The sequence below is a fragment of the Novosphingobium guangzhouense genome, assembly GCF_002896965.1.
GTDB lineage: Bacteria > Pseudomonadota > Alphaproteobacteria > Sphingomonadales > Sphingomonadaceae > Novosphingobium > Novosphingobium guangzhouense.
The window spans coordinates 1-4,965 of the sequence record NZ_LYMM01000097.1; the positions used below are offsets into that span (position 1 = coordinate 1).

Consider the following 4,965-nt stretch of genomic DNA (forward strand, 5'->3'; position numbering starts at 1 on the left):
GGGCGCGGGCGGCGCCGGCCAGCAGCACGGCGGCGCGCGGCGAGGCCCCGCTGGAAAGGTCCGCGCTTTCACGTGTGGCCCGCACAAGACGCACGATGTAGTCGGTCACGCTGTCCGCCAGCTTCACCGAGGCGACCGCCCGCGTCACCGCCTCAAGCTGGGCTGGCGTGGTGACGGCGCTGATACCCACCTCGACAGGCGTCGGTGCGCCGCGGTTCTCGCCATAGCGGGCAACGATGCTGCGCTCTTCCTCGGCGCTGGGATAATCGACCAGCACCTTGAACAGGAAGCGGTCAAGCTGCGCTTCGGGCAGGGGGTAGACGCCCTGGCTCTCGATCGGGTTCTGCGTGGCGACGACGGTGAAGTGCGGCGGCAGCGGGTGCGCGGTGCCGTCCAGCGTCACGCGGCGTTCCTGCATCGCCTCCAGCAACGCCGCCTGCGTCTTGGGCGGGGTGCGGTTGATCTCGTCCGCCAGCAGCAGGTCGCAGAAGATCGGCCCGTGGGTGAGGGTGAACTGGCTGGTCTGGAAGTTGAACAGGTTGGAGCCCAGAATATCGCCCGGCATCAGATCCGGCGTGAACTGGATACGCCCGAAATCCAGCCCCAGCGTGGCAGCGAAGCACTGCGCCAGGAACGTCTTTGCGGTGCCGGGAGGCCCTTCCAGCAGCACATGCCCGCGTGCCATCAGCGCGATCAGCAGGTGCTCTACGGTATCGGCCTGGCCGATCACGCCCTTGCCCACTTCGGCGCGGATCGCCTGCGCAAGCGCACCCACCTGCGCGATGTCGGAGCCGGAATCAGAGCCGGAGCCAAAGCCGGAGCCAAAGCCGGAGTCAGAGGGAGTCTCGGTCATCGGGTCAGTGTCCTTTCGAGCGCGTGGAGATCGCGCGCGGCCTTGAGGAGATCGTGTGGACGCCCGGCCGCGCGAAGCCGCGCCGCCAGAACGGAGAATGGTTCGCCCTGCGCGCCCCGCGCGGCGAGCGCGCGGCTGACCGCAGCGTCGATGGCGGCATCGGCCTCATCGGGGTGGAGTGCGCGCGGCAGCCCCAGCGCCGCGATCAGCCGTTCCCGAACCCGGTCGGCGTAAGGCGGGCCAAGCAGGTGGAAGCGGCGGGTACGACGCACCAGGCCCGCCGCGTTGCTGACCAGCGCGCGCTTCCCGAAGGCAATCGCACGTTCAGGCACCAGTGGTGGCCCGAAGCGCAGAAAGGCACGCCAGCCGACCGCCACGGCCGCCAGCAGCAGGCAGAGCGTCGCGGCAAGGAACGGGGGCGTGAAGGCCAGCGTCAACAGGTTCTGCGCACGGCCGTATCCCGGCAAGGTCATATCGAAGACGACCGCACCGCCCCGCTCGACCCCGGTGGCGCGCACCAGCGCTTCGGCCAGCTGTGCATTCTCGAAACGGGCCATGCCGTAATTATCGAGCAGATCCGGTTCGAAGACGAAGACGACGGGAAAGCGCTGATCGTCCTCGCCGGAATGGAGCACGCGATCGAGCGCGATCGCCTCCAGCCCTTGGTACGAACCGCCGTCGTCCATGAAACCGGCCAGCGTCCGGCCATGTTCCTGTGGTTGGCCCTGTTCCTGTGGTTGACCCGGTTCCTGTGGTTGGCCTGCGCCGGCGACGATCCGCACCAAACGCGTGCCCGCGCCAGACATGACCACCTTGCCATCAGGTAAAGTCCCGGAAAGGCCGGCACCGGCCCAGGTCGCCCGACCATTGCGCGCCGAAGCGGTTGCCACCGAAATCTCGTCGAAGAACCCCGGCCATTCCAGCGTGCCCGCACCGCCAAGGCGCACCCAGCCCTTCTTCGCCTTGTCCCGCTGTTCACGGATGGGGCGCATCGCCTGCCATTTGGGCACGATCACAAGGGTCGGCCCGATATAGCGCCGCGCGCGGACGATCTTGTCGATGTCCTTGCCCTTCATGATCGCGGGCGGCGTAAGCACCAGCAGCCCGGACCGTTCCAGCGCGCCGGGATTGCGCGTCATCTCGACCGCGAAGCCCCGTCGTTCGAGATAATCGGCCATGGCCGCATAGCCGTTGAGGCCCTTGCCCTCGACATGCGCCTTGCCGTCGTTGGCCGTGCCCATGCCGATGCCGGTGCCGATCATCCACAACAGGGCCACGAACAGCAGCGCGCCCAGCACAACGATGGCCAGCACCGCCCAGAGCGAAAAGGGGTTTGCGCCTACTTCGGCGCCCTTGGGCCTTGTGCTCATGCCCGAAGCTCTACCTTTGCGAACTGCGCATAAGCGGAACGAGCGGCGGCCCAGTCCTGCACGTCGAGATCGCGCAACGCGAAAACGGCGCGCTCGACGCGATCGGCGATGACTGTGAAAGCGCTGCGTCCGGTTTCAGGCAGCATCGGCAACACGGCGATTTCGCGCGCGGTGCTGGCGGGATGGAGCCAGTCAGGCCGCGCGTCGGAAATCTGGCGAACGCTGCGCCGGAGCAGCAGATGTGCCGCTTCTCCATAGCGGCCCTGCGCGGCAAGGCTGTCTGCGTCCTCAAGCAGCGCCACCGCCTCGGCCTGCGTAGGCGTCCAGTGGATTTCCTCCGGCTTGGGCCGACGGCTGCGCCAGGCGTCGATGGCCGGCTCGATCAGCAGCCGCCACGCGATGAACAGCGCCAGCGCCGCCGCTGCAGCGATCAGTATCCACTGGAACACCGGCCAGGACACGCCCAGCAGCTTTCCCAAGGGTGCGAAGATCGCTTCCAGCAGGCGACCCAGCGCCTTGAGCCATTCGGGCACATCGGTTGGGGGAACGGGTTTGGGATCGGGAAGCGGGGTGAACTGGATATCGGCCGCGTCGCGCACGGCCTTCCAGTCCTGCGCCGCGTCTGCGGCCGAACCCGCGCCAGTGCCCCTGCCAATCGTCACGTTACGCACGATTGCACGGGCGCAAGACCCGCGCAAGCGGTTGAACTGATTGTCATCGTCCCCGCTTCGACCGGAGACGGCGAACGAATCAGCCCCGCTTGCGCGCCTGCCGGTAGGTGCCGAGCGGACGGACGTACTTGCAGTGGAACGCCAGTTCCTGCAGCGCCGAATCGATGCGCGCCTCGCCGGGTGCACCTTCGATGTCAGCATAGAATGTCGTCGCCGCGAAGCTGGCGCCGATCTGGTAGCTTTCCAGCTTGGTCATGTTGACCCCGTTCGTCGCAAAACCACCCAGCGCCTTGTAGAGCGCTGCGGCGATATTCTTCACCTCGAAGATGAAGGTCGTCATCGCCTGCACGTCCTGCAGTTCGAACGGATCGAGCGGCTCGCGCGCCAGGACCACGAAACGGGTGGTGTTGTCCGAAGCATCCTCGACCCGGTCTTCCACGATATCAAGACCATAGAGTTCGGCCGCCAGCCTTGGCGCAATGGCGCAGGCGTCTGGATCATTCTGCTCGCGCACCAGCGCCGCGGCGCCCGCCGTATCGGCATAGGCCATCGGCACGATCCCCCGCTCGCGCAGGTAATGACGCGATTGGCCGAGCGCCTGCGGGTGGCTGTAAGCTGCGGAAAACGGTCCTTTGGCGCCCGGAAGCGCCATCAACGCGTGGCTGATCGGGGTGAAATGCTCACCCACGATCGACAGCCCGCTTTCGGGCAGCAGGAAATGGATGTCGGCAACGCGGCCGTGCTGCGAATTCTCGATCGGGATGATCGCACGGTCGGCTCGCCCCTCCTTCACCGCATCCAACGCATCCTCAAAGGAAAAGCACGGCAGCGGCAGGCAATCGGCATCGTATTCCAGCGCGGCGCGGTGGCCGTTGCAGCCCGGCGCGCCCTGAAACGCGACCGCCCGCGCAGGCTGTGCCTTGGCGGCGGCTTCCATCTCGGCGACGAGGGCGATGGCGGGCTGAGGATAAGCGTGCATGACGTGCGCGCGATTAGGCGGCCCTTGGGCCAAGCGCAATGGCCGAATTCCTCATCGGTACTTGCGCTGGATCAAGGCGGACATTAATGCCCGAAGCCAACAGGATGAGCTAATAATCACCCGCGGGGCATGCTGAATGGACGATCGTTTCAATACAATCGCCGGTTGGACTCTATTTTCGGGCATCGTCGGCCTGGGATTGACGATCGCCAGTTCAATGTATTTCCAGGCTGACAAGCATCACGCGCCGGAGACTGCGGGTTATGCTGTCGAAGGCGCTGCCGAAGAAGGTGAAGGTGGCGGAGATCCGCCGATCGCCACGCTTCTTGCCAGTGCCGATATCGCCAAAGGTCAGGCGACTTTCGCCAAGTGCACGTCGTGTCATACGATCAATGCGGGCGGCGCCAACGGCATCGGCCCCAACCTTCACGGCGTAGTCGGTGAAGGTATCGGCACCGGCGCAGGCGGCTTCGCATTCTCGGATGCGCTCAAGAGCAAGGGCGGCACCTGGACATTCGATGCCCTGAACGACTGGCTCAAGAGCCCCAAGGCCTATGCGCCGGGCACCAAGATGACTTTCGCCGGTCTCTCCAAGCCGGAAGACCGCGCCAACATCATCGCGTTCCTGAATTCGCAGGGTTCGAACCTGCCGCTGCCTGCAGCTGAAGCAGCTCCGGCGGCCGATGAGGCCGCTCCGGCAGAGGGCGAAGCCGCGCCCGAAGCATCCGAAGCAGCCGCGCAATAACGCGATCCGGCCCCGCAAGGGATCGCCGGTTGAAAACGGTCCGCTAGCGTCGCCGAGTCGCTAGCGGGCCGTTTTCGTCTTCAAGGTCCCCTTCTACGACAAGCGAAGAAAGCACATACGACTTTGCCCGCTGGCGAGTGCGGGCCATTACGCCGGGGGAAGATAACGCAATCCGAACGTAAAATCGGGTCGGCGTCGGGAGCGTCCACGCAGGGACGCGGGGGTTTGTGTTCCGCGGCTCAGGCGAGTGGCCGGGTAGCAGCGGGCAGCCCGGCTCGACCAGCATTCCATCGAACTCGTCCCGTATGACCGACGTCAGGGTTCGCGTCTTGAGCGGCCATGGGTCA

At 65.9% G+C, this 4,965-nt stretch carries 5 protein-coding genes; 1 reads left to right on the forward strand and 4 read right to left on the reverse strand.

Going from position 1 to position 4,965, the window contains the following annotated elements; genetic code table 11:
- The 4 genes from A8V01_RS26845 to A8V01_RS26860 form a co-directional block, all read right to left on the reverse strand.
- The coding region (locus A8V01_RS26845; RefSeq protein WP_245892861.1) for an AAA family ATPase at positions 1 to 853 on the reverse strand (853 nt) is incomplete at its 3' end.
- Entirely contained in the window at positions 850 to 2,223 is a 1,374-nt protein-coding gene (locus A8V01_RS26850) for a hypothetical protein (RefSeq protein WP_103099300.1), read from the reverse strand. The genes A8V01_RS26845 and A8V01_RS26850, both read right to left, overlap by 4 nt.
- On the reverse strand, positions 2,220 to 2,885 hold the full coding sequence (locus A8V01_RS26855) for a hypothetical protein (RefSeq protein ID WP_342747417.1): 666 nt from the start codon (positions 2,883 to 2,885) through the stop codon (positions 2,220 to 2,222). Before A8V01_RS26855 ends, A8V01_RS26850 begins: the two co-directional genes overlap by 4 nt.
- Before the next feature lie 88 nt (positions 2,886 to 2,973).
- Complete coding sequence (locus A8V01_RS26860; RefSeq protein WP_103099301.1) at positions 2,974 to 3,873, reverse strand: prephenate dehydratase; 900 nt, start codon at positions 3,871 to 3,873, stop codon at positions 2,974 to 2,976.
- 136 nt (positions 3,874 to 4,009) lie between these two features.
- Between A8V01_RS26860 and A8V01_RS26865 the strand changes: the two genes are divergently transcribed.
- Positions 4,010 to 4,618: a c-type cytochrome gene (locus A8V01_RS26865; protein ID WP_103099302.1), complete on the forward strand. Its 609-nt coding sequence runs from the start codon at positions 4,010 to 4,012 to the stop codon at positions 4,616 to 4,618.
- Positions 4,619 to 4,965 lie beyond the last annotated feature (347 nt).

Excerpts from the sequence above, each read along its gene's own strand:
- A8V01_RS26850 (WP_103099300.1), bottom strand. The coding sequence starts at position 2,223 with ATGAGCACAAGGCCCAAGGGCGCCGAAGTAGGCGCAAACCCCTTTTCG.
- A8V01_RS26865 (WP_103099302.1), top strand. The coding sequence starts at position 4,010 with ATGGACGATCGTTTCAATACAATCGCCGGTTGGACTCTATTTTCGGGC.
- A8V01_RS26860 (WP_103099301.1), bottom strand. The coding sequence starts at position 3,873 with ATGCACGCTTATCCTCAGCCCGCCATCGCCCTCGTCGCCGAGATGGAA.